Below are 23,299 nucleotides of genomic sequence, written 5' to 3' on the forward strand. Positions count from 1 at the left end.
TCCCGTAGAGTTTCAGCACGATCGCCACGGCAGCTCCAAGCAGCAGGACCTTCAGGGCGATGTAATAGAGCCAGTGACGCGGGAAAGGCGTGTCGGGCCGCTTCATCGCATAATCTCGCTCTTTGGTTCTCCTGTATCAGGGTCTTTGAAATCGCGGAGGGTAACACCCATTTCAGCAAGCACGCCGCGAAGACGATCAGCTTCGGCGAAGTTTTTATTTGCTCGAGCGACGTTCCTTAGATCGATTAGAGCCTTGGCTTGAGCGTCGATTTCGCTTCTTTGCCCCAAAACAAGTATAACCTTGCCTTTTGGATTGACTTCAACTCTAACGCCGCTTTTCTCTATCTCCGAAGTGATCGAACTTGTGGCTTCGCTTGGTGCATTATTCGCGTACGCAGCTCTCAAAGCCTGGATACGCCTAGCGTTCTTGGATGCTGCTTCGCTTGCACCAGCACCAATGGCCAGATTTATCTGCTCGAAGTACCCGGGCCGATCTAGGTTACGAAAGCCCAAGAAGCGGCAAGACGAAGCGAACTCAAGCATTTGAGAGATCGTTCCTTTCTTTGCCCGCGAGTATTGCTCTCGCAAAAGAGTCAATGCGTTGGGCGTATCGAGATCGTCAGCCAATATCTTTGATATCTCGGCTGGCGGTGGGAAGGCATGCTCTGGAAATTCGTAGTGCGATTGCAAGAGGAATGCCCAGTCTTCAAGCTCAGCATTAGCCTGAGCTGCTCGCGCTTCCGTCCAATCGCTCGGCGATCGGTAGTGAGTCATAAGCATCTGCAGGCGGAGCACGTCGCCTGGCCACTTCTCTAAGAGTTCTCGAATCGTCACGAAGTTGCCTTCGGACTTCGACATCTTCCTACCTTCGACCTCCACGAAGCCATTGTGCATCCAGAAATTTGCCATCCCTTCGGTCCCGTGCGCACAACGGGACTGGGCAATTTCGTTCTCATGATGTGGGAAGATAAGATCGAGGCCGCCACCATGAATGTCGAAAACCTTATCGAGATAGGCGGCCGACATGGCCGAGCACTCGATGTGCCAGCCTGGCCTTCCGTGAATGGCAACCACCCGCGAATTTAGTTGAAGTTCAGACGCATTTTCACGAGGAATCGTGAACTCTGCATCATAGCCACTCTTTGGGTTGGGCTTGAATTCGCCGTTCCAGCCGGGTTCTTTTGCTCCAGACTCCTTCCAGAGAACAAAGTCTTCCGCATTCCTCTTATGAGAATCTACGGCGATGCGAGCACCAGGAATCTGCTGGTCAAGTCTACGCTTTGAAAGAGCGCCATAGTCCTGCATCGAACTCACATCGAACAGAATTTCTTTTCCTTCACTGCCTGTAGCGAGATAGGCGTGATTCCGGTCGAGAAGTTGCTGGATTAGACTCTTCATGTCAGTCCGACCATCGGGGCGCGGCAGCACGAAGTCGGTTGCACGGGGTTGATAGGTCGGGGTCAAGCAGCCAAGCGCCTCTACATCAGCCTGAAACTGACTTGCGGTCGCCTCGGTCACCTTGCGTATGGCGTCATTCAACGGCAGGTCGGGATGATCGCGCAACGCCCGCGCGTTGATCTTGTCGTCCACGTCGGTGATGTTGCGGACGTACGTGACATGGGCCTCGCCGTAGAGATGGCGCAGCAGGCGAAACAGCACGTCGAACACGATCACCGGCCGGGCATTGCCGATATGGGCGAAGTCATAGACGGTCGGTCCGCAGACATACATGCGGACATTGTTCTTATCGAGCGGCACGAAGGCACGCTTTTCCCGGCTCAGCGTATCGTAGAGGCGCAATTCCATGACAAACCCATCCCTTGCGGCCGGGCGTCCGAGGCTCTCAATGTTTTGAGAAAAGACGGCACCAGCCAGCGAATCGCTAGCTCGTAATCTCGCGGCAAATGGCACAAATGGCGAGGAGACCGTTCATGCCGAACATATGGGCTATCAGGCGCCCTTCCGTCAAGAGAGCCGCGAAAACGCCGTTTTATCTCCCGTAAAGCGCACGGCCCGCCACAATGGTTCATGATCCCCTAACCATTTGAGCCCATTTTGGAACCGGCGGTTCCCCTTTTTTGCCCCGGTGCTTTTTCATGCGATTTTTGCCCGCGCTGATTGCCAGCGCCTTCGTCTTTGCGGCCTCCAGCGCCCTCGCCGAGAGCCGCGTCTTCATCATCGCCAACCAGGCCAGCGGCTACGGTGTCGACCAGTGCCTGGCCAAGGGCGACAAATGCGGCGCCTCCGCCGCGCGCACCTATTGCCAGTCACGCGATTTTGCCCAGGCATCCAGCTATCGCCGGGTCGATCCCGACGAAATTACCGGCTCTGTCCCCAAATCCGGCACAAATTGCTCTCATGGGCATTGCGACGAATATGTCGCAATCACCTGCCAGCGCTGAATTTGCTCGGAGCTGGCGCAGCTTAGGCCGGTCCCTTGGCCCCCGAAACGACGTGACGATGCCGCAGGAAGCGGCTATGGGAGGGCGCGCTTCGGCCCTGCCAAGTCACGTGGAAAGTCACATTGGGCCGTGACCTCGCTAGAATGGCGGATATGCCTGAATTCCTGACTCTCTCCCGTGCTCGCCTTCTCCTTGCCTGCACCGTGCTCTTGAGCACGGCCATGCTCACCACTGGCGCCATCGCTCAGGCAGGTCCGCCCGGACCGCCGCCGCAGGCTGGCCAGAACGGCCTCGGGACCAACCCGATGTGCGTGCGGCTGGAAGGCCAGCTCGCCGCGCTGGATCGTGGTGGCGGCGGTGGCGACCCCGCGCGCGAGGAGCAGATCCGTCGTTACCAGGATTCCCAGGCCAAGCAGCAGGCCGAGCTCGACCGCGTCACCATGCAGGCCAAGCGCATGGGCTGCGATTCCTCCGGCTTCTTCTCGCTGTTCAACGGCCAGTCGGCCCAATGCGGCCCGGTCAACACCCAGATCCAGCAGATGCGCGCCAATCTGGATCAGATCACCGGCAATCTCGAGCGCCTGCGCGGCGGCGGTGGCGGTGGCTACAGCCCCGAGCGCGACAACCAGCGCCGGTCGGTGCTGGTTGCGCTGGCGCAGAACAATTGCGGCCCGCAATATGCGGCTGCGGCGCAGCAGCAAGGCGGCGGCAATTTCCTCAGCAATCTGTTCGGCGGCAACAATCCGAACAACCCGCAAGGCGTGCCGCCCTCCGACCTCGGACCGCAATCCGGCACTTTCCGAACCGTGTGCGTGCGCACCTGCGACGGCGCCTACTTCCCGGTCTCTTTCGCGACGGTGCCGGCGCGCTTCCCCGACGACGAGAAGACCTGCAAGGCGCTGTGCCCGGCCGCGGAGGCCGTGCTCTACACCCATCGCAATCCCGGCGAGGACATGAACTCGGCGGTCTCGATCAGCGGCCAGCCCTACTCGGCGCTGCCGACCGCCTTCAAATTCCGCAGCGAGTTCAACCCGTCCTGCTCCTGCAAGGCCGCAGGCCAGACCTGGGCGGACGCGCTGAAATCGGCCGACGACAAGGCTACCGCCGAGCAGCAGGGCGACATCATCGTCACCGAGGAGAGCGCCAAGAAAATGCAGCAGCAGCGGCTCAACAAGGGCACGCCTGCCAACGCCAAAAAGGGCGCTGCTCCCGCGCCGACCACGGCGACCGCACCGGCCGCAGCGCCGCCCGCGGACACCGGCACTGCGGCGAGCTCCGAGAACAAGCCAATCCGCTCGGTCGGCCCGACCTTCCTGCCGCAGCAGCAGAAATAAGCGTAAGGCGCCCGCTCCAATCTCAACTGTCATGCCTCGCGAAGGCGGGGCATCCAGTACTCCGCGGCGGACGTCGGTTTTCACAATATCGGCCGCGGCGTACTGGATCATCCGCCTTCGCGGATGATGACAATGCTGCAGGCCGCAAGACCACGCACCTCGCCCAGCTCACGTCAATTCGCCGCGAATCCTGCGATCGATGACGCGCATGAGTTCGCCGACCCGCCCGCCGCCCGGCGGTGCAAGCGGATAGCGGCGCAGCACCTCGACGAGCCCGGGGCTCGCGCGCCGGACGGCACGTCCGAGATAGTCGGCACCAGACGCGGGCGCATCACAAGCGGCAAGCTCGATGGCCCGCGCGGCGTGAGCGGAGGCACCAAGGATGTGCCTGACCTGGGTCGCACGCGCCAACGGATGAAGATAGGCCGCAGATGATGCGCACATCGCGGCGCGGGCAGCCTGGCTTGCGGCCGCAGCTTCAGATTCCTGTGCCGCCCTCATGGCCGCCCACGCCGCATCGCGCAGCGCCTTGCCGCGCTTGCCTCCTTGCACGAACGTCCGGACGGTGTCGAGCGCATCGCGCGGACGGGCATCCGCGGGATGCGCCCGCTCGAATATCTCCAGCACCTCCGCGGCATTCTCCACCGCGTAGGCGGCGACCCGACGGAGGTCCTCCATGTCCAGAGCAATCTCGTTTGCCACGCTTCGCCCGCCCGCTACCAACAGCCGGCCATGCCTATGAATGCTCTATGGCTGAATTCGGTCGCCTGACGCATCCGCATGTGCCGATGATGACGGCGTGACGTATAGCGACGGCGCCCTACCCCTCGAACGCGTCGATCGAGGCCTTGCTGCCGCGGGAGACCAGCGTCTCGTCCGCCGCCGGCAGCTTCTCGCCCTTGTCGCGGAAGCGGTTGGTGATGGGATAGCGGCGGTCGCGGCCGAAATTCCTCGGCGTCACCTTCACGCCGGGCGCGGCCTGGCGGCGTTTGTATTCGGCAACGTTGAGCAGATGGTCGATGCGCAGCACGGTCTCGCGATCGAAGCCGGCGGCGATGATCTGATCCAGCGGCTCCTCGCGTTCGACCAGACGTGCGAGGATCGCGTCGAGCACCTCGTAAGGCGGCAGCGAATCCTGATCTGTCTGGTTCTCGCGCAGCTCCGCACTCGGCGGACGCGTGATGATGTCGGGCGGGATCACCTCGCCGGAGGGGCCGAGCGCGCCGTCCGGCTTCCAGCCATTGCGCAGAGCCGCCAGCCGAAACACCTGCGTCTTGTAGATGTCCTTGATCGGGTTGAAGCCGCCGTTCATGTCGCCATAGAGCGTGGCGTAGCCGACCGACATCTCGGACTTGTTGCCTGTCGTCACCACCATCAGGCCGGTCTTGTTGGAGATCGCCATCAGCAGCGTGCCGCGGGTGCGGGCCTGAAGGTTCTCCTCGGTGATGTCAGGCGGCAGATTCTTGAAGAGGCCGGAGAGGATGGTCTCGAAGCCGGTTACGGCTTCGGCGATCGGCAGCACCTCGTAGCGGATACCGAGATGGCCGGCGAGTTCACCGGCGTCGGCGATCGAGTGTGCCGCCGTAAAACGATACGGCAGCATCACGCCGTGCACCTGATCGGCGCCGAGCGCATCGACCGCGATGGCCGCGCACAGCGCTGAATCGATCCCGCCGGAGATGCCGAGCAGCACGCCGGGAAACCCGTTCTTGGCGACATAGTCGCGCAGGCCAAGCACGCAGGCGGCGTAATCGGCCTTGTCGCCCTCGACTTGCTCCACAATCGGTCCGGTGCAGCGCCAGTCGTCGCCGCTTCGCGCGAAGCGCAGCGTGACGATGCTGTCCTCGAACGCCGGCAATTGCGCTGCGAGCGAGAGATCGCCGTTGAGCGCGAAGGACGCGCCGTCGAACACCAGCTCGTCCTGGCCGCAAACCTGGTTGAGATAGACCAGCGGCAGCCCGCTCTCGGTGACGCGGGCGACCGCAACGGACAGCCGCACGTCGTTCTTGTCGCGGGCGTAAGGCGAGCCGTTGGGGACCAGGATGATCTCGGCGCCGGTCTCGGCCAGCGTCTCGACCACGTTCTCGTAATCCCCGGACTCCTCCAGCCAGATGTCCTCGCAGATCGGCACGCCGATGCGAACCCCGCGCACGGTCACCGGTCCCGCAGCGGGCCCACGCGCAAACAGCCGCTTCTCGTCGAACACGCCGTAGTTCGGCAAATTGCACTTGAAGCGAAGCGCGGCGATGCGGCCGCCGTCGAGCAGCGCGCAGGCATTGTAGAGCTTGCCGTCCTCGACCCAGGGCGTGCCGACCAACATGGCCGGCCCGCCATCGGCGGTCTCGCGCGCCAGCGCCTCGATCGCCGTGCGGCAGGCCGCCTGAAACGCCGGCTTCTGCACCAGATCTTCCGGCGGATAGCCGGCGATGAACAATTCGGGAAACAGCACGAGATGGGCGCCATCGGCGACGGCCTGCGCGCGCGCAGCGCGCACTTTGGCAGCATTGCCCTCGATGTCGCCCATAACAGGATTGAGCTGGGCGAGCGTGACCGCGAATGCATTGAGACGTTCGGTCATGGCCGCCCCTGTTCGATCCGCGTCAGATGAAACCCAGCCGCTCGACGATGGCGATGATCCAGAACGCGCCGGCCATCAGCAACGCCACGCCGACCGCCGCCGAGCCCATGTCCTTGACCCGGCCGATCTGCTTGTCGTGGTCCATCGTCAGCCGGTCGGCGAGCTTTTCGATCGCGGTGTTGAGCAGCTCGACCGTCAGCACGAACGCAACCGAGCAGACCAGCTCGACGGCGCGCATCGCGGTCGCGCCGATCAACCAGGCGAGCGGTATCGACAGCAGCAGCGCAACGATTTCCTCGCGAACGGCCTGCTCCGACCGAAATGCAAAGGCCAGACCGTTACGGGAATTGATCGTGGCCTTCCAGATCCGCAACAAGGTTCTAGAGCCCCGCTGCGACCGGCATCGGCTGGGCCTTGCCTGCGCGCTCCTGCTTGAGGAGCTCTGCGACCAGGAAGGCCATGTCGATGGATTGCTCGGCGTTGAGGCGGGGATCGCAGACCGTGTGGTAGCGGTCGTTGAGGTCCTCGTCGGTGATCGCGCGGGCACCGCCAAGGCATTCGGTGACGTCCTGGCCGGTCATCTCCAGATGCACGCCGCCGGCATGGGTGCCTTCGGCGGCATGGATCGCGAAGAACGACTTCACCTCGGACAGGATGCGGTCGAAGGGGCGCGTCTTGTAGCCCGACGTGGAGGTGATCGTGTTGCCGTGCATGGGATCGCACGACCACACCACCACCCTGCCCTCGCGCTTCACTGCGCGGATCATGTTCGGCAGATGCTCGCCGACCTTGTCGGAGCCGAAGCGGCCGATCAGCGTCAGCCGGCCCGGCTCGTTGTCGGGGTTGAGCACGTCGATCAGCTTCAACAACTCTTCCGGCTTGAGCGACGGACCGCACTTCAGCCCGATCGGGTTCTTGATGCCGCGGAAATATTCGATGTGGCCGTGATCGAGCTGGCGGGTGCGATCGCCGATCCAGATCATGTGGCCCGAGGTCGCGTACCAGTCGCCCGTCGTCGAATCGACGCGGGTCAGGGCCTGCTCGTAGCCGAGCAGCAGCGCCTCGTGACTGGTGTAGAAATCGGTGGCGCGCAGCTCGGGATGGGCTTCGAGATCGAGACCGCAGGCGCGCATGAAGTTGAGCGCGTCCGAGATGCGGTCGGCCAGCTCCTTGTAGCGGCGGGACTGCGGCGAATCCTTGAGGAAGCCGAGCATCCATTGATGCACGCTGCCGAGATTGGCGTAGCCGCCGGTGGCGAAGGCGCGCAGCAGGTTCAGCGTCGCGGCCGACTGGCGATAGGCCATCAGCTGGCGCTGCGGATCGGGGACGCGCGCTTCCTTGGTGAAGGCGATGTCGTTGACGATGTCGCCGCGATAGCTCGGCAGCTCGACGCCATCAAGCTTCTCGGTCGGCGAGGAGCGCGGCTTTGCGAACTGGCCGGCGACGCGGCCGACCTTCACCACCGGCACCGCGCCGGCATAGGTCAGCACCACCGCCATCTGCAGCAGCACGCGGAAGAAATCGCGGATGTTGTTGGCGCCGTGCTCGGCAAAGCTCTCGGCGCAGTCGCCGCCCTGGAGCAGGAAGGCCTCGCCGGCCGCAACCCGGCCCAGGGCCTTCTTCAGATTGCGCGCCTCGCCCGCGAACACCAGCGGCGGAAAGGTCGCAAGCTGCGCCTCGACGTCGGCCAGAGCCTTGGCGTCGGGATAGTCGGGCACCTGTAGCACCGGCTTGCTGCGCCAGGACTCGGGCGTCCACCGCTCGGACATCACAATCTCTCCGTGAAGCAAAAAAGTGCAACCTGATCTGGGGGTTGCGAGGGCCGCCTTATACACAGGCTGGCGCGACGCCGCCAGTTGTAAATCCGTTTCGTATCGCAAACCCTTGCGGGAAAAGCCAAATTCGCATTTGCTGGGGTTGGCAGAGGAAACTGGCGGCACATCCATCCCCATGGACGCGGCACTGGACGACGTTTTCATCGACGAGATCAGCTTCCCGGCGACCGACGGGTATGGGCTGACCGGCACGCTGTTCCTGCCGCGTGGCACCAAGCGCCATGCGGTGCTGATCAATTCGGCGACCGCGGTCCCGCGCAAGATCTATCGCGGTTTCGCCTCCTACCTCGCCCATCGCGGCTGCGCGGTGCTGACTTACGACTACCGCGGCATCGGCGACAGCAGGCTGCCGGCGATGGTCGGCTACAACCAGCCGAAATCGCTGGTCGGCTTCAAGGCCTCGATGTCGGACTGGGCCGCGCTCGACGTCACCGCCGCGGTGCGCTGGATGCGCGAGCGCTATCAAGGTCTGCCGCTGGCCTATATCGGCCACTCCTTCGGCGGCCAGGCGCTCGGGCTGATCGAAAACAACACCGACATCTCGCGCGCCGCCTTCGTCGCTTCGCAGGCGGCGACCTGGCGGCTGATGACCGCGCCGGAGAAATATCGCGTCTTCGCCTTCATGAATTTCGTCGGCGTCCCGCTGGTCCACGCGCTCGGCTATGCGCCGGGCTGGGCCGGCGTCGGCGAGGATCTGCCCAAGGGCGTCTTCCTGCAATGGGCCGAGTGGGTCTCGAGCCCGCGCTATCTCTTCGATTCCAAGCTGCCCGCGCTGGAGAATTTTGCGAACTTCAAGGGCGAGCTGCGGGCGCTGTGCTTTTCCGACGACCCCTGGGCGACACGGCCGGCGGTCGAGCTGCTCGCGAGCGGCTTCACCGGGGTCAAGCCGGAGGTGCTGACAGTCAAGCCGTCCGACGTCGGCGCCAAGGGCATCGGCCATTTCGGCTTCTTCCGCCCCGATCACCGCGACACGCTGTGGCGCGGCGTGGCGGAATGGATTCAGGGGGAGTGAGAGGCGGCTTTGCGTCTCTCTCGTGTCCCGGACGCGGTGCGGCACGCAGTGACGCTCCGCAGAGCCGGGACCCAGCAGGCCGCGCACTCGCTGTTGCATGGGCCCCGGCTCTGCAGCGCACCGCACCGGACGATGCTTCGCATCGCCGGGGCTGCACTGCGTCCGGGGCACGAGATCATCGTTTGAACACGCACTGTCTCAACACCGTCATTGCGAGCGCAGCGAAGCAATCCAGGAATGCATCCGCGGTGGCAGTCTGGATTGCTTCGTCGCATCTGCGCAAAATTGCTACGCAATTTTGTCGCTGAGCTTCTCGCAATGACGGAAGGTGTAGGAGAAGCGGACATCTCTCTCGTGTCCCGGACGCGGTGCGGCACGCAGTGACGCTCCGCAGAGCCGGGACCCAGCAAGCCGCGCACTCGCTGATGCATGGGCCCCGGCTCTGCAGCGCACCGCCGAAGAGGCGCTGCGCTGCGTCCGGGGCACGAGAATGGAGTTTGGCGCTCGACTGTTTCCACATCGTCATTGCGAGCGCAGCGAAGCAATCCAGACTGCCACCGCGGAAAGACTCCTGGATTGCTTCGCTGCGCTCGCAATGACGGAGCGAGTTGCAGCGGCGCATTCTCCAACTCGCATTTTGCTTGCGGACACGCCTTCGCATCCTCGCGGCTTTTCTCGCCCGAGCTTTGCTTCAATGCCTCACCCTCTCAACAACGAGGGCGCAGGGAAGACCGGGAGCCGGTTGGCTCCCGTGGACCGCTATGCCAAGGGCAGACTGCGTGTGCTGCTGCATAGCGGAGAACAGGGCAACCGGAGACATCCCGGCCTTCCCTGCGCAGTGGTTGGAACGGCTTATGTCGTGCTCTCCCCGGGAGCGTTGCACTATTGCCCCGTCGCCTTGCGGATGATTGATGCGTGCGCCCGGTTGGGCCCTCCACATCACCGCAACACTTGACGCCAGACCGCGGGCGCCAGGACCACACGATTTTGCCGTACGCCGATCACACCGGTCGTGTGCGCGAGGCGTCTTGCTCACGGTTGCCCGCCCTGCAAAGCCCGTCGCGCCGATGTGACCCACGTCCACCGCCACCCGACCCGCGTTCGTGACGATCGCGATACGCCCCTTTGTACTTGGGCCGGGATGCCGCGATGGATACGCTATTCCCGAATTTCGGTAAAGCGGAATATTTTTGACGAGACGCATTGACCCGCATCTCGGGTGTTTTGCCTGACGGGTAAGACAAGATGTCGTAGCGCGAATGAGCGACCTGCCGGCCGCAGCTCATCAAGCGCAGGCGGAAGCTACGGAGGTTGCCGCCAAGTCGCGCGCAATTACCGGATGATCGTCGTCAGCGACGAGTAGCGCCTGTTGGGCTTAACCTCGCCCGCCGAGAACTGCGCGAAGGCATCGCTGACGCGCGCGGCCGGCGTGGTCCCCTCTGCGAAGCGGAATTCCTTGGGCCGCGGCGCGTAGAAGCTGGCGTGATAATAATTGTCGTCGAACCGGACCTCGCCGACCCCGAACAACGCGTCGCAGGCGAACAGGAGCGCATAGACTCCCGCCATCGCGGCGACGACCTCCTTGAGAACAGACATTTTGATGCCCCACCCTTTTGCAGGCAGGATGCACGCCGGTTCCAAAGTCCCGGTTTACGCCGGGCAGTTCTTGTCCGCAGGGTTTGCCGCCGCTGACCGGATTGCAGACAATTTGATCGATCGCGAAAAGAGAGCCCGCCTGACCGGGTCAGGCGGGCCCAGGATTGGCCGATCGGGAGGTTATCAGACGGCCAGATTCATCCACACCGCCTTGGGCTCGGTGAAATTGTCGAGCGCCGCGGTGCCGTGCTCGCGGCCGAGGCCGGAGTCGCGCTCGCCGCCCCAGGGCAGGCGCACGTCGGTATAGCCGTAGGTATTCATCCAGACCGTGCCGGCGCGTGCCCGTTTGGCGAAGCGCTGCAGCTTGCCGATGTCGCGGCTCCAGACGCCGGCGGCAAGGCTGTAGGCCGTGCCGTTGGCGATCCGCAGCGCATCCGCCTCGTCCCTGAACTTGATGACGCTGACGACGGGGCCGAAGATCTCCTCCTGCGAGACCCGCATCTCGTGCGCGACATCGGCGAACACCGTCGGGCTGATGAAGTAACCGCGGTCGCCGATCCGCGTCCCGCCGGTGACGAGCCTTGCGCCCTCCTTTTGGCCGATCTCGACATAGTCGAGGATCGACTTCATCTGCTTCTCGGAGATGACGGGGCCGAGCGCGGTCTTGCGGTCGAGCGTATCGCCGATCCGGATCGACTTCGCGCGGGCGGCGAGCCGCTCGACGACCTCGTCATAGACCTTCTCCTGCACCAGCACGCGGGAGCCCGCCGAGCAGACCTGGCCGGCGTTGAAGAAGATGCCGGAGGCCGCGGCCTTGCTGGCGGCTTCGAGATCGGCATCGTCGAAAATCACGTTGGCGGACTTGCCGCCGAGCTCGAGCGAGACGCGCTTGAAGTTGCCGGCCGCGCCCTTCATGATTCCGCGGCCCACCCCGGGTGAGCCGGTGAAGGTGACCTTGTCCACGTCGGGGTGATTGACCAGCGCGTCCCCGACGACGCGGCCGGGGCCGGTGACGACGTTGAAGACACCCGCCGGCAGGCCGGCTTCGAGCGCGAGCTCGGCGATGCGCAGCGCCGACAGCGAGGTCAGCTCCGCCGGCTTCATCACGATGGTGCAGCCGCAGGCCAGCGCGGGCGCGAGCTTCCACATGCCGATCATCAGCGGGAAATTCCACGGCACGATCGCTGCGACCACGCCGACCGGCTCGCGCACGGTGTAGGTCAGCGCGTCCTCACGCACCGGCACGACGTCGCCGCTGATCTTGTCGGCCCAGCCGGCGTAATAGATCAGCGTGTCCACGGCGGCCGGAAAATCCTGGCGCATCGTCGCGGAGATCGGCTTGCCGGCGTCGATCGATTCCAGCTCGATGATCTCCTCCGCGTTGAGCTTCAGCAGCTCGGCCCAGCGCAGCAGGATCTGGCCGCGCTCCGACGCCCGCATCGTGCGCCACGGGCCCTCGAACGCCCGGCGGGCGGCCGCCACGGCGATCTCGACATCGGCCTCGCCGCCCTCGGCGATTGTGGCGATGACCTGCCCGGTGGCGGGATTGAGCGATTTGAAGGTGCGGCCGGAGCTGGCGGGGACGCGGCGGCCGTCGATCAGCAGATGCTGCGGCCGGGCCATGAATTCGGTGGCCGGCGAGTGTACAAAATCATATGCAACAGACATCATATTTCCTCCTGTTCTGGTATACCAGACTAGGCGTCTACAGACCTGAGTAAATATGAGCTGGTTTGCAAATGGATGCCCCGCATATGAAGTCAAGTTCATAAGGAGGCCAAGTGCTTCAAATCGAGATCGAGGCCGTCTGGCGGTTTCGCCGGGAGGGCAGCCCGCGCACCGTCGTGATCATGCTCGGCGTGCTCAACGAGATCAGGAAGACCGGCAAGATCACCAGCGCTGCCAGCGATGCGCACCTGTCCTATCGCCATGTCTGGAACCTGATCGAGCAATGGTCGGAGTTCTTCGGCACGCCGCTGGTCGAGACCCAGCGCGGCAAGGGCTCGAAGCTCACGCCGTTCGGCGAGCGGCTGGTGTGGGCCGGCGAGCGCATGCAGGCGCGGCTCGGACCGCAGCTCGAAAACCTCGCGCAGGAGCTCGCCAGCGAGATCAAGCCGTTCCTCGAACAGCGCCCCTCCGTGATCCGCGTGCATGCCAGCCACGGTTTTGCGGTGGCCAAGCTGCGCGAATTCCTCGACCGCGAGCCCGGCATCGGCGTGGACTTACGCTATGTCAGCAACCAGCATTCGCTGGTCTCGCTGGCGCAAGGCGCCTGCGACCTCTCCGGCCTGCATCTGCCGCACGGCGCGCTGCGCGCGCAGGGCATCAAGGCCGCGCGCGAATGGCTCGATCCGCGCGAAGACCGCATCATCAGCTTCGTGACGCGCGAGATGGGATTGATGGTCGCGCGCGGCAATCCCAAGCGCATCGCTTCGCTGAACGATCTCACCAAGACGGATGTCCGCTTCGTCAACCGCGACCACGATTCCGGCACGCGCCTGCTGTTCGATCAGTTGCTCGCGGCACACGGCATCGACGAGAGCAGGATCAACGGCGCGCAGCAGATCGAGTTCACCCACGCCGCGGTCGCGGCCTATGTCGCGAGCGGCATGGCGGATGCGAGCTTCGGCGTCGAAGCCGCCGCCCGGCATTTCGGCCTCGATTTCATCCGCCTCCTCACCGAAGACTATTTCTTCGTCTGCAAGCGCAGCTTCCTCGAGACGGAGCCGATGCGGCGGATCCTGGAGATCATCCGCAGCGCAGATTTTCGCGCGGCGATCGCCACCCTGCCCGGCTACGTGCCGTCGGACACCGGCAATGTGACTGGCGTGAAGGCGTTTCTGGAGATGCACGCCGTGCGGTGACGCCGCTGGGCGCGGCCGCCTTGTCCGCGACGGGCAAGAGTGGCAAGGTCGCCCAGTAGAACTTGAGAGACTCGTCATGTCGCGCGCGAGCGCCAAATCGTTGCCCCAGTTGAGCCTTCGCATCGACCTCGACGGCGAGGACCGGATCGGTCCGGGCAAGATCGAGCTTTTGGAGCAGATCCGCGAGCAAGGCTCGATCTCGGCGGCCGGGCGCGCCATGGACATGTCCTACAAGCGGGCCTGGGATCTCGTCGACGAGATCAACCGCATCTGCAGCCATCCCGTCGTGGAGCCGCAGGCCGGCGGCAAGAACGGCGGCGGCGCGATGCTGACCCCGTTCGGCGAGGGGCTGGTCGCGCGCTATCGCAAGATCGAGCGCGACGCCGCACGCGCCGTGCGCAAGGAACTGCAGGCGCTCAGGAGCGAGATCGGCCGCTCCCGCAAGTCGTGAGCGGATGACGCGCACGTGGCGCCGCGCGAAAACACCCCCCGTTAATTCTCTCGTGATCAGGTGAGGTTTTGGACATGCGATCGGCCCGGATCGGCCGCGAAAGCTGCCCCGGAGCCTCCATCATGGAACCAGCACCTCCCGCCCACGGACGCCACGACAGCGTCACCCTCGCCGAACTCCTGAGCGCGCTGAGCCATGCGCTGGATTTGACTGAGGGACAGCCGGCCGGGCATTGCGTGCGATGCAGCCGCATCGGCGTGGAGATCGGAAGGGCGATCGGCCTTGGCGAGCAGGAGATCACCGAGCTGTACTACGTCCTGTTACTCAAGGACCTCGGCTGCAGCAGCAATGCCGCCCGGATCTGCGAGCTGTATCTGACGGACGATCTCTCCTTCAAGCAGGACTTCAAGCTGATCGACGGTAGTTTATCGCAGGCGCTGCGCTTCGTGCTCAGCCACACCGGACTGAAAGCCGGGCTGGCCGAACGATTCCGCGCCATCGTCAATATCTTCCAGAACGGCGGTGAAATCGCGCGCGAGCTGATCGAGACGCGCTGCCATCGCGGCGCGGATATCGCCCGCAAGATGCGCTTCTCCGAGCCGGTCGCCGAAGGCATCAAGAATCTCGACGAGCATTGGGACGGCGGCGGCAAGCCGCTTGGCTTGTCCGGACCGGCCATCCCGATCTATTCGCGCATTGCGCTAATGGCGCAGGTCATCGACGTGTTCCACATCGCGAACGGACCCGAAGCCGCTCTTCGCGAGGCGAGGAACCGGTCGGGGATCTGGTTCGATCCCGACCTGGTCGCTTCTTTCGAGGGCCTGGCGGCAAGGCCCGCGTTTTGGGACATGCTCCGCACCGGCGACGGGCACGAATCCGCCGTTTCCCACGCGCCGGCACAAGCGAGCCTGCCTATCGACGAGGACTATCTCGACGACATCGCGGCCGCCTTCGCGCAAGTGGTGGATTCCAAGAGTCCCTACACCAGCGGTCACAGCGAGCGCGTGACGTTGTTCACCGACATGATCGCCGAGGAGTTGGGGTTCAACGCGGAGCAACGGCGCCGGCTCAAGCGTGCGGCGCTGCTGCACGACATCGGCAAGCTCGGTGTCAGCAACGCCATCCTGGACAAGCCGGGCAAGCTGGACGACGCGGAATGGGAAGTCATGAGGATGCATTCGGCGCATTCCGAGGCGATCCTGTCACGCATCGGCGCATTCCGCGACCTCGCTCCGATCGCGGGCGCGCATCACGAGCGGCTCGACGGCAAAGGTTATCCGCGCGGCCTCGCAGGAGACCAGATCAGCCTGGAAACCCGCATGATCACCACCGCGGACATATTCGATGCGCTGACCGCCGACCGCCCCTATCGCGCCGCCATGTCGGTCGCAAAAGCGATGGAGATCATGTCCGGAATGGTCGGCAGCCAGATCGACGCGAAATGTTTTGCAGCACTTCAACGCGCGCTCGGACGCATCCACGGGACCTTGGCGGCCTGACGGCCGCAACGCATTCCTAGTTCGGCCGCACCGCCATTTCCGGCATCGGCTGCGTCAGGGCCTCGCCCAGCAGACTTTGCTCGGCCTTCGCGATCGAGAACCGCACCTTGAAGCCATCCTCGGTCTGGAGGGTGATGATGCGCTGGGTCGTATCGGTCGATTGCTCCAGCACCCAGGAGGCCAGCGGATAGGCGTAGCGGAGGCTCTGGTCGCCGTAGCGGGCCTTCAAGGCGGTCTCGAGCAACCCGGGAAGCGTCATGATCAGGGCGCCGATCTGGTTGAGAGAGACGCTGACTGCGGCGGGATTGCCGGCCACGTCCTCGAAGCCCAGCAGGATTTCACCGCCGTCCGCCGCCACCTCGCAGGTCGTGAGCTGCCTCACCTTGATTTCCATCGCCGGTCCCGGAACGCACTTCGCTATATCCTGCAAGATATATCGATAAGTCGACCTGCGTCCAGCCTGCATTTTCTGGAAACGATCCAGCCGGCCGGGCAATCGCGCTCAGCCGTGGTCGGCCTCCTTGCGATGACCGCTCTCGCTGAGGCGGTCGACCCAGGCGATGCCGATCGCCGAGACGATGAAGGTTATGTGGATCAGCACCTGCCACATCACGCCGGTCTCGGTGAAATTGCTGCGCGTGGTCCCGAGATTGCCGGCCTCGATGAAGGTCCTGAGCAGCGAGATCGAGGAGATGCCGATGATGGCCATCGCAAGCTTGATCTTGAGCACGCTGGCATTGACGTGGCTGAGCCATTCCGGCTCGTCGGGATGGCCGGTCAGGTTCAGGCGGGACACGAAGGTCTCATAGCCGCCGACGATCACCATGATCAGAAGGTTCGAGATCATGACGACGTCGATCAGCCCGAGCACGACCAGCATGATCTGCTGCTCGCTGGCATCGAAGGAATGCGCGACCAGGTGCCAGAGCTCTTTGAGGAACAGCAGGACGTAGACGGCCTGCGCGACGATCAGGCCGACATAGAGCGGCACCTGCAGCCAGCGCGAGCCGAAGATGAGCTGGGCGAACAGGCCGAGGCGCGGCGGCACGGCCTGCGCCGAAGGTGCTTTGGGTTCGGACGTCATGAATCACTCCGGATTGCGGAAACAATTGTCGCCTCAGAGACTCGCGATGACGGGAGCGAGCTCGAGCGAGCCCCGATAGATCATCTCGAAGGCGACGTAAATGATGATGGCAAGGCCGACATAGGCGATCCAGCGCTGTTTCTGGAGCACGCGCCCGAGCAGATCGGCGGCGACGCCCATCAGCGCGACCGACAGCAACAGGCCGAAGGCCAGGATGTAGGGATGCTCGCGCGCGGCGCCCGCAACCGCGAGCACGTTGTCCAGCGACATCGAGACGTCGGCCGCGATGATCTGCAACGCGGCCTGGCCGAAGGTCTTTCGCTGCACCGGCGCGGCGCCCGCGCCGCCGCCGTGGCTGAACGCGAGCTGGCCTTCATGAGCCTGCTCCCGCAGCTCTCGCCACATCTTCCAGCACACCCAGAGCAGCAGCACGCCGCCGGCGAGCAGCAGGCCGATCACCTGCAGAAGCTGGGTCGCGACGCCGGCAAAGACGATGCGGAGCACAGTGGCGGCGGCGATGCCGACGATGATGGCGCGGCGGCGCTGCTCGGCCGGCAGGCCGGCCGCGGCAAGGCCGATGACGACGGCGTTGTCGCCGGCAAGAACGAGGTCGATCAGGACGACTTGAAGCAGCGCGCTCAGCGCGTCGGCAGTGATGAATTCAGTCATGTTCGATCATTTTTCGGTGCTGACGGGTCGAGCCATTGCGGCTTCTTCCGCTCGACCCAATCCAGCACCTTCGAGCGTGAGGAGCGCAGCGCAGGCACGTCCTCGGCAAGCAACGCGAGACCGAGCGGCAGCATCCAGACGCCGAGAATCGGCAGGAAGGACAGCACGCCGCCGACGATCAGCAGCGCGCCCGAGGGAATTCTGACCCAGCGGTTGGACGGTTTGAGCAGATAGGTGACGGTGTCACCCATGCGTGGCGGCAGCCGATCGACGAGCTTGTCGAGGCGCGGGTCACCACCGGCCATTTCGCCGGCGGAACCTGCGGCCTCGTCGCGACGCTCGTTCGATGCTGCGCTCATGCTTACTCCTCGGTAGCCACAGGTTGCTCGATGCGCTGCTTGCGCGACGACACCGGCTTTGCGCGCGGCAGCACCAGCGTCAGCAAGCGCAACAATTTGATCGCCTGCACCTCATGGGGATGAACGTCCTCATCGGCCGCGGCGACCCGTTCCGACAGCTCCATCAGATGCGACGACAACGGCATGTCCGAGACCGGCCGCAGCGTTTCGATCACGACATTGGCGAAATCCGGTTCCTCCAGCCGTTCGGCGAGGCCGTCGAACATCGCAAACAGCCTTTCGTCGTCGAGATGCGGCGCCAATCCGCGATCCCTGATGAACCGGATCACCTCGTCACGCTCGACCGGCGAGACCCGGCGGTCGGCCACGGCGACGAGCGCACCGGCGATCACCAGCGCGGCCGCGGCCTGCTCGTTCAGGCTGGACGGCTCGGCGATCTCGATCTCGACAGGATTTGAATGCTTGGCGTCAGTCATCGTTGCTCCTCATGTTGCGAAATGGCCGCACGGAGCTGCGATGGGGACGAATGGTCGGAGAGAACATACAGAGGCCCGACGATCGGCCGATCCATCGCATTCGCGCGGGACAGGTCATCCGACATCACGAGGTTTGCCGACATGGTCGGCGTCCTCGCCAGAGGGGCCCGGATTCTTGTTCGTGCCAGAGATAAACGCGGAGCCGCTGGAATCAAGGCGGTCCGACTGCGACCAGCCGCCGCATCGGTTCCATGCCGGCGGGTTTGGTTAAACGTTCGTACGAGGCTCGACCAGATGCGCCCGCGACGGCGCAGGATCGAAACGGTCGCCGAAATATTGCGTCTCGTGCGCCACCAAACCGTCGCGGAATTCCATGATGCTCACGACATATGACGGCACTCCGTCATAGCTCAGGACGAATTCGCTGACCCAGAGATCGCCGCCGCCGGTGATCCGCCGGACCGTGAAGCGCTTCCTGTTGGGCTGCACGAAGCGACTTTGCTGGATGTTCCTGCGACCAATGATGCGTTCGCCGGACTGCGGATAATCCAGCACGGCGTCTTCGAGATAGATGTCATGCTCGGCTTCGAAGTCGTTTGCGTCCGAAGCATCCCAATGGCGCCGGAGCGCCGTCAACCTGGCCTGATCGTCCATCTCGATGTCCTCGATCCCCGGCTTGCCTTCACTCTAGCACGAAGGCCGCCGCGATGCGGACCGCTCCAGCCGGGCAACGGGAACCATGAGGCGCGCTTCCTGTTGGCTCAGCTCGATATGAATTCCCGACAGGAACCCGCATGTGCCGATGGATCGCATACCGGGGCGAGACGACGTCTTTCGAGCCCTATGTCACCGAGCCCGAGCATTCGCTGATCGCGCAGAGCATCCGCTCGCTGCAATCGACGGCGGGCTCGAACGGTGACGGCTTTGGTCTCGGCTGGTACGGCGAGCATCCGGAGCCCGGCCTTTATCGCGAGACGCGTCCGGCCTGGTCGGACGAAAACCTGCGCTATCTCTGCCGGCATCTGCGCTCGCATTTGTTCTTCGCGCATGTGCGCGCGGCCACCGGCACGGCGGTGACGCGGCAGAACTGCCATCCCTTTGCCTGCGGCCATTGGATGTTCATGCACAACGGGTTCGTCGGCAGCTGGAATCGACTACGGCGCAAGGTCGAGGCGCTGATCCCCGATGCATTCTATCCGTCGCGGCTGGGCACGACCGATTCCGAAGCCGTGTTCCTGGCGATGATGGGCGCCGGCCTCGAGGACGACCCGCTTGGCGCGACGCAGCGCGTGCTGCAGGCCCTGCTCGGCCTCGTCAACGAAGGCCAATTGCGCGAACGGCTGCGCTTCACCAGTGCGATCGCCAACGGGCGGGATCTCTATGCGTTTCGAGTTGCGGTCAACGATGCCGCGAACACGCTCTATTTCCGCGAGGATGGCGGCCAGGTCATCGTCGTGTCCGAACCGTTCGACAAGGAATCGAACTGGACCGAGGTGCCGCCCAATCACGCGCTGATCGCGCGCGCGTCCGAAAGCGTGAAAATTGTTCCCTTCGACCTTGCAATTTCCAGTAAGTGCGACGCGGAACCCGCTCCGGTCAGAAGGATTATCGCCCGCAGGTAATACCTTTGCCGGGTGGCCCATGACATTTTCCTCGGACGTCTTGAAACTGCTTCGCCTCGATTCCTCCCGGGACAAGCAGCATCTCGTCATCCGCTCCGCCGGCGGCGGGGGCAAGGCGGCTGAGTATTCCTTCGGCATCGAAGAGGAATACTTCCTGGCCGACCGCCGCACCTTCGAGGTCGCGATCCAGACCCCCAACGAGCTGTTCGAATCGGCGAACTGGTCGACCGGAGGTCAGGCCATGCGCGAGATGCTGCAATCCCAGCTCGAGGTTGCCACCAACGTTCACGTCGACGTCAACGACGCCCGCGAGGAGCTTCGCTTCCTGCGCCGCGAGGTCGCGAACGTTGCCGGCCAGTATGGCTTCGTGATCATGGCCTGCGGCACGCATCCGACGGCGGTCTGGCGGATGTCGCAGCCGAGCCCGAAGCCGCGCTACGAGGAGATGATCGAGGACCTGCGCAGCATCGGCCATCGCAACATGATGTGCGGCATGCACGTGCATGTGCAATTGCCCGATCCCGAGAAGCGCATGGCGGTGATGCGGGCGATGCTGCCGCATCTGCCGCTGTTCATCGCGCTGTCGGCTTCCTCCCCGTTCTGGAATTCGCACAAGACCGGGCTGAAGGGCTACCGCCTCGCCGCCTATTCCGAGCTTCCGCGCACCGGCCTGCCCGAACTGTTCGAGAACCGGCAGGATTACGACGAATATATCGGCGCGTTGCAGCGCTCCGGCGTCATTCCCGACGAGAGCCATATCTGGTGGGCGATGCGACCCTCGATGCGGCACCCGACGCTCGAGCTTCGCGCGCCCGACACCTGCACCTTCGTCGACGATGCCGTCGCCATCGCCTCGCTGTATCGCTGCCTGACGCGGCACCTCTATCTGCGGCCGCATCTGTCGAAGGAGGTAACGGTGGTCGAACGCGCGATCGCGGTCGAGAACAAATGGCGCGCCCAGCGCTACGGCACCGATTGCATCTTTGCCTCCAAGGAGGGACCGGTCACGATCTCGGAGCTCCTCGCCCGGATCATCGACGACATCGCCGAGGACGCGGACGCACTGGGCTGTACCGCCGAGATCGAGCACTGCCGGACCATCGTGACCCGCGGCAGCTCGGCGGAATTCCAGCTGCGCGCCTTTCGCGAGAACGGCGACGACATCGCAGCCGTGTCACGATGGATCGCTACATCGACGATCTCGGGCACGAACGCGCCGATCGGGCACAGCGCTCCGGCACCGTCATAGCGCTCGCGCAAGCTTCGCGAACGAGAACGTCATCTCTGACTTTGCTACGTTGTGGGGAAATGCATGACTGACATCGCCTGGTGCGCCGGCTGCGGCCACAGCCTGGTCCCGATCCTGTCCGAAAACAGCCGCGCGCGGCCAAGCTGCTTCTGGTGCGAGGGCGTCGACGCCCAGGCCATGGAGATGGCAAAATGGGCGGACAGCCCGGCCGGCAAGCCGGATCGGGCAACGCCTCACGCTTTTGATTGAGAAGCTGCTGCGATTAAGCAGCTCTCCCCGTCAAGCCCGCGCCACCACGCGCGGGCGGAATACGGATGCGGCGGTCGGGGACATCGCGGCGGGCGGCTTTCGCACCGGCCGGCGTCGCGGAATGAAAAAGCTGTTCACGAGAATCGGCTCGTGGTCGCCGAGCGCGATCCGCTCCTTCGCGAGCAGGCCCATGACAGCACGCATCTTCATGACTTCCTGCGCCACGAAGCTGCAGTCCTCATCGCGGTTGATCTGCTCATGCATGATCGCCTCGGCTTCGCGCATGCTGACGCGGAGCGCTCTGATGGTTCTGCGGATTTCGCTGATACGGTTGTCCATGGCTGCCTCCATCTCGGTCGCAGCATAAGAACAAAACATGAACAATCTGTCAATCGCAGCCTTGGCCCCGCCCCGGATAATTGCTCATCACGACGGCGGCATCCGCCGACCCGCCATCGAGCTCGCTGCACGTGCAGTGGCGAGGCTTGCCGACAAATTAGACAAGTACCGTCGCTTTCTTGAAAGCACGCGCGCCTCGCGCGGCGACCGGCGGCCCGACCGGCCCTCGATCCAACGTCCTGTGCAACCATCGGATTTTTCCTGCACGGGCGCGCTCGCACCACGGCGCCGGGCTCGCTTCCCGCTTCGCAAACCAACTGGCCCGGAATTCGCAATGTCGTTGCAAGCGAAGCAACGGCGCTGAGCGGAGAACGTGATGAACGTGCATGCTGCGGGCGATCTCAAGACCACCGGCCTCACCCATCCGAACGGCGCACCGCTCCGCCTCAACACGCAGGACTTCGTCGCGATCGATCGCGACAAGAACGCGAAGTTCGAGGCGACGTACCGGCCGCAGGCGCTCTACAATCGCGCCAACGAAGGCTTTCACGCCAACAACGAGACCTTCCTGCTGCACGAAGTCGCGACCAACCTGCCGATCTACCGTCCCGACACCGGCCCGACCGACTTTCATCTGCATCTGCCACCGGGCGGCTTTCAGCTCGTGCTGGTCACCTCGGGCGCCTTCACCTTCGATTACGACGGGCGCTTCTACAATGTCGGCCCCGGCGCGGTGATGCTGCAAAGCGCGATCGTGCATCGCCAGCTGTTCTACACTTGGTCGGGCCTTGCGACCGAAGAGAATTTGAAGACGCCGCAGACGGTCGTGCCCGATCCGATCTCCATGGGCTATTCAGGCAAATTCCTCGAAGCCTTCATCACCGATCCCACCACCTTTCCGAACCCGACCATCGTCGGGCCCGATCAGATCGTTGAGGCCGAAACGCCGCGCGTGGCCTGGAGCCACCCGCTACACGATCGGCCGGCCGATGCAGGCTTCTGGCTGCAGGATCCGCTCGCGCTGGATGCGCTGTTCAAGCCGCTCACCGATGGGCCGGTCAAATCCGCCTCGCCGGTTTACGTGCGCGATATCGGCATCGAGGTGCCGAGCGGCCATCTCGTCACCGGCCACATCATCGCAACCGATCCGCGCGGCCAGTCGCTGCTGCCGAAGAGCACGTCGATCGCCGCCGACGCAACTTGCTTTGCCAGAGGCGAGGTCGTGATCTACCGCGTCATTCGCGGCATGGCCGAGTTCAGGAAGAGGTCCGGGGAGACGTTTGAGCTGGTGACCGGCGATGTGGTGACGGCCGGCAAGGAGTCGATCAGCCTCGTCGGCATCGGCGAGAACACCCAGGTCCTTCGCCTCGGCCTGCTCAAGGGCATGAACGATCTACGCAGCTGGACGCCGACACAACGCGACGAGATCGACGGCCTCGCCGGCCAGATCATCACGCAAAGGGACGTGCGCCCGCTGCGCACGGAGGGCAAGCCGGTCGGCTATCTCTACGGCTAAGAATCAGATCGAGGTCTTCTTCCTTCTCCCCCTGTGGGAGGAGGTGGCACAGGCGGCCTTCGGCCGCCGTTCTAAAGTAAACGCCGAAGCGAAGCTTCGGCTACGGCGCCGGATGAGGGGTGTGTCTCCGCCGGCAAGACTGCTCGTGAGGAAAGAGACCCCTCA

Annotated in this window: 24 protein-coding genes; 10 read left to right on the plus strand and 14 right to left on the minus strand. The window is 64.1% G+C overall.

The window, feature by feature from the left end; translation table 11 throughout:
- Positions 1-102 precede the first annotated feature (102 nt).
- The gene (locus tag QRQ56_RS10540) at positions 103-1,806 is read right to left on the minus strand and encodes a cysteine--tRNA ligase (protein ID WP_438739594.1); all 1,704 of its coding nucleotides are present in this window, start codon (positions 1,804-1,806) and stop codon (positions 103-105) included.
- A gap of 290 nt (positions 1,807-2,096) precedes the next feature.
- Here QRQ56_RS10540 and QRQ56_RS10545 point away from each other — a divergent pair, with 290 nt between their 5' ends.
- Both QRQ56_RS10545 and QRQ56_RS10550 read left to right on the plus strand, forming a co-directional pair.
- A complete protein-coding gene (locus tag QRQ56_RS10545) occupies positions 2,097-2,402 on the plus strand; it encodes a hypothetical protein (RefSeq protein WP_438739596.1) in 306 nt (101 codons plus the stop codon).
- Positions 2,403-2,545: 143 nt separating this feature from the next.
- The gene (locus tag QRQ56_RS10550) at positions 2,546-3,736 is read left to right on the plus strand and encodes a DUF2865 domain-containing protein (protein ID WP_438739597.1); all 1,191 of its coding nucleotides are present in this window, start codon (positions 2,546-2,548) and stop codon (positions 3,734-3,736) included.
- A 168-nt stretch (positions 3,737-3,904) separates the two neighbouring features.
- Here the strand turns inward: QRQ56_RS10550 and QRQ56_RS10555 are convergent, their stop codons facing one another.
- The 4 genes from QRQ56_RS10555 to QRQ56_RS10570 all read right to left on the minus strand — a co-directional run bounded on the left by QRQ56_RS10555 (position 3,905) and on the right by QRQ56_RS10570 (position 8,083).
- Entirely contained in the window at positions 3,905-4,414 is a 510-nt protein-coding gene (locus tag QRQ56_RS10555; RefSeq protein ID WP_438739598.1) for a putative immunity protein, read from the minus strand.
- A gap of 142 nt (positions 4,415-4,556) precedes the next feature.
- Positions 4,557-6,314: an NAD+ synthase gene (locus QRQ56_RS10560; RefSeq protein WP_438739599.1), complete on the minus strand. Its 1,758-nt coding sequence runs from the start codon at positions 6,312-6,314 to the stop codon at positions 4,557-4,559.
- 22 nt (positions 6,315-6,336) lie between these two features.
- Complete coding sequence (locus QRQ56_RS10565) at positions 6,337-6,690, minus strand: diacylglycerol kinase (protein WP_438739600.1); 354 nt, start codon at positions 6,688-6,690, stop codon at positions 6,337-6,339.
- 4 nt (positions 6,691-6,694) lie between these two features.
- Complete coding sequence (locus QRQ56_RS10570) at positions 6,695-8,083, minus strand: class II 3-deoxy-7-phosphoheptulonate synthase (RefSeq protein ID WP_438739602.1); 1,389 nt, start codon at positions 8,081-8,083, stop codon at positions 6,695-6,697.
- Between the two features lie 181 nt (positions 8,084-8,264).
- Here QRQ56_RS10570 and QRQ56_RS10575 point away from each other — a divergent pair, with 181 nt between their 5' ends.
- On the plus strand, positions 8,265-9,161 hold the full coding sequence (locus QRQ56_RS10575) for an alpha/beta hydrolase family protein (RefSeq protein ID WP_438739604.1): 897 nt from the start codon (positions 8,265-8,267) through the stop codon (positions 9,159-9,161).
- A 1,332-nt stretch (positions 9,162-10,493) separates the two neighbouring features.
- Here the strand turns inward: QRQ56_RS10575 and QRQ56_RS10580 are convergent.
- Positions 10,494-10,757: a hypothetical protein gene (locus QRQ56_RS10580; protein ID WP_438739605.1), complete on the minus strand. Its 264-nt coding sequence runs from the start codon at positions 10,755-10,757 to the stop codon at positions 10,494-10,496.
- A 183-nt stretch (positions 10,758-10,940) separates the two neighbouring features.
- On the minus strand, positions 10,941-12,425 hold the full coding sequence (locus QRQ56_RS10585) for an aldehyde dehydrogenase family protein (RefSeq protein ID WP_438740151.1): 1,485 nt from the start codon (positions 12,423-12,425) through the stop codon (positions 10,941-10,943).
- Between the two features lie 113 nt (positions 12,426-12,538).
- Here QRQ56_RS10585 and QRQ56_RS10590 point away from each other — a divergent pair, with 113 nt between their 5' ends.
- From QRQ56_RS10590 to QRQ56_RS10600, 3 genes are all read left to right on the plus strand, one after another.
- Positions 12,539-13,621: a substrate-binding domain-containing protein gene (locus tag QRQ56_RS10590; RefSeq protein ID WP_438739607.1), complete on the plus strand. Its 1,083-nt coding sequence runs from the start codon at positions 12,539-12,541 to the stop codon at positions 13,619-13,621.
- Positions 13,622-13,697: 76 nt separating this feature from the next.
- Positions 13,698-14,072, plus strand: coding sequence for a winged helix-turn-helix domain-containing protein (locus QRQ56_RS10595; RefSeq protein ID WP_438739609.1), 375 nt, complete (start codon positions 13,698-13,700; stop codon positions 14,070-14,072).
- 122 nt (positions 14,073-14,194) lie between these two features.
- Complete coding sequence (locus QRQ56_RS10600; RefSeq protein ID WP_438739611.1) at positions 14,195-15,571, plus strand: HD-GYP domain-containing protein; 1,377 nt, start codon at positions 14,195-14,197, stop codon at positions 15,569-15,571.
- A 16-nt stretch (positions 15,572-15,587) separates the two neighbouring features.
- Here QRQ56_RS10600 and QRQ56_RS10605 read toward each other — a convergent pair whose 3' ends face one another.
- From QRQ56_RS10605 to QRQ56_RS10630, 6 genes are all read right to left on the minus strand, one after another.
- Entirely contained in the window at positions 15,588-15,965 is a 378-nt protein-coding gene (locus QRQ56_RS10605) for a hypothetical protein (RefSeq protein WP_438739613.1), read from the minus strand.
- Positions 15,966-16,073: 108 nt separating this feature from the next.
- Positions 16,074-16,655 carry a TIGR00645 family protein gene (locus QRQ56_RS10610; protein ID WP_438739614.1) on the minus strand — a complete coding sequence of 194 codons (582 nt, stop codon included), beginning with the start codon at positions 16,653-16,655 and terminating at the stop codon, positions 16,074-16,076.
- A 33-nt stretch (positions 16,656-16,688) separates the two neighbouring features.
- Positions 16,689-17,324 carry a TerC family protein gene (locus QRQ56_RS10615; protein WP_438739616.1) on the minus strand — a complete coding sequence of 212 codons (636 nt, stop codon included), beginning with the start codon at positions 17,322-17,324 and terminating at the stop codon, positions 16,689-16,691.
- On the minus strand, positions 17,321-17,683 hold the full coding sequence (locus QRQ56_RS10620; RefSeq protein WP_438739618.1) for a hypothetical protein: 363 nt from the start codon (positions 17,681-17,683) through the stop codon (positions 17,321-17,323). The genes QRQ56_RS10615 and QRQ56_RS10620 overlap by 4 nt, the downstream gene beginning before the upstream one ends.
- Positions 17,684-17,685: 2 nt before the next feature.
- Positions 17,686-18,159, minus strand: coding sequence for a TerB family tellurite resistance protein (locus QRQ56_RS10625; RefSeq protein ID WP_438739620.1), 474 nt, complete (start codon positions 18,157-18,159; stop codon positions 17,686-17,688).
- Positions 18,160-18,426: 267 nt separating this feature from the next.
- On the minus strand, positions 18,427-18,813 hold the full coding sequence (locus tag QRQ56_RS10630; RefSeq protein WP_438739622.1) for a nuclear transport factor 2 family protein: 387 nt from the start codon (positions 18,811-18,813) through the stop codon (positions 18,427-18,429).
- Between the two features lie 140 nt (positions 18,814-18,953).
- Between QRQ56_RS10630 and QRQ56_RS10635 the strand changes: the two genes are divergently transcribed.
- From QRQ56_RS10635 to QRQ56_RS10645, 3 genes are all read left to right on the plus strand, one after another.
- On the plus strand, positions 18,954-19,781 hold the full coding sequence (locus QRQ56_RS10635) for a class II glutamine amidotransferase (RefSeq protein ID WP_438739624.1): 828 nt from the start codon (positions 18,954-18,956) through the stop codon (positions 19,779-19,781).
- Positions 19,782-19,800: 19 nt separating this feature from the next.
- Positions 19,801-21,030 (plus strand): carboxylate-amine ligase, encoded by a 1,230-nt coding sequence (locus QRQ56_RS10640; protein WP_438739625.1) that lies wholly within the window; start codon positions 19,801-19,803, stop codon positions 21,028-21,030.
- A gap of 63 nt (positions 21,031-21,093) precedes the next feature.
- Positions 21,094-21,279: a hypothetical protein gene (locus tag QRQ56_RS10645; RefSeq protein ID WP_438739627.1), complete on the plus strand. Its 186-nt coding sequence runs from the start codon at positions 21,094-21,096 to the stop codon at positions 21,277-21,279.
- Between the two features lie 30 nt (positions 21,280-21,309).
- Here the strand turns inward: QRQ56_RS10645 and QRQ56_RS10650 are convergent, their stop codons facing one another.
- A complete protein-coding gene (locus tag QRQ56_RS10650; RefSeq protein WP_438739629.1) occupies positions 21,310-21,630 on the minus strand; it encodes a hypothetical protein in 321 nt (106 codons plus the stop codon).
- 364 nt (positions 21,631-21,994) lie between these two features.
- Here QRQ56_RS10650 and QRQ56_RS10655 point away from each other — a divergent pair, with 364 nt between their 5' ends.
- A complete protein-coding gene (locus QRQ56_RS10655; protein WP_438739630.1) occupies positions 21,995-23,134 on the plus strand; it encodes a hypothetical protein in 1,140 nt (379 codons plus the stop codon).
- The last annotated feature ends 165 nt before the right edge of the window (positions 23,135-23,299 follow it).

Origin of the sequence: Bradyrhizobium sp. U531 (assembly GCF_051710265.1) — a bacterium.
In the GTDB taxonomy this organism is placed as follows: Bacteria; Pseudomonadota; Alphaproteobacteria; order Rhizobiales; family Xanthobacteraceae; genus Bradyrhizobium.